This window comes from Blastococcus sp. MG754426 (genome assembly GCF_021699055.1).
Lineage (GTDB): Bacteria > Actinomycetota > Actinomycetes > Mycobacteriales > Geodermatophilaceae > Blastococcus.
In genome coordinates, this window is sequence record NZ_SSXC01000193.1 from 1 (window position 1) to 377 (window position 377).

Annotated in this window: 1 protein-coding gene; it reads left to right on the top strand. The window is 54.1% G+C overall.

Annotated elements, in window-relative coordinates; genetic code table 11:
* Positions 1-37: 37 nt before the first annotated feature.
* On the top strand, positions 38-377 hold a 340-nt coding region (locus tag E9549_RS22945), incomplete at its 3' end, for an ABC transporter substrate-binding protein (RefSeq protein ID WP_236828905.1).

A 377-nucleotide genomic window follows, 5' to 3' on the forward strand; every position in this document is an offset into this window, starting at 1 on the left:
GAAAGGAGCGACGTTCCTCGGGCAGCGGGTGGGCGGCATGCCGCAGATGGCCGGTGCATTTACGCTGCATAACAAAGGGATTGATGCCGGCAAAGATCTTACGCTGATTCAAAATATTGACTTCGCCAATATTGCCGGTGCGTTTGCGTCCGGTACAGGAGATTACGTGCAGCTGTTCGAGCCGCAGGCTTCGATCTTTGAAAGTGAAGGGCGCGGTACAGTCGTAGCTTCGTTCGGCGTGGAGAGCGGCTATCTGCCTTATACGGTCTTCATGTCCAAGCAAAGCTATATCAGCAAAAATGGTGATACAGTGCAAAAGTTCACCAATGCGGTCCAGCGGGCCCAGCTGTGGGTGAAGGAGCACAGCGCAGAGGAAA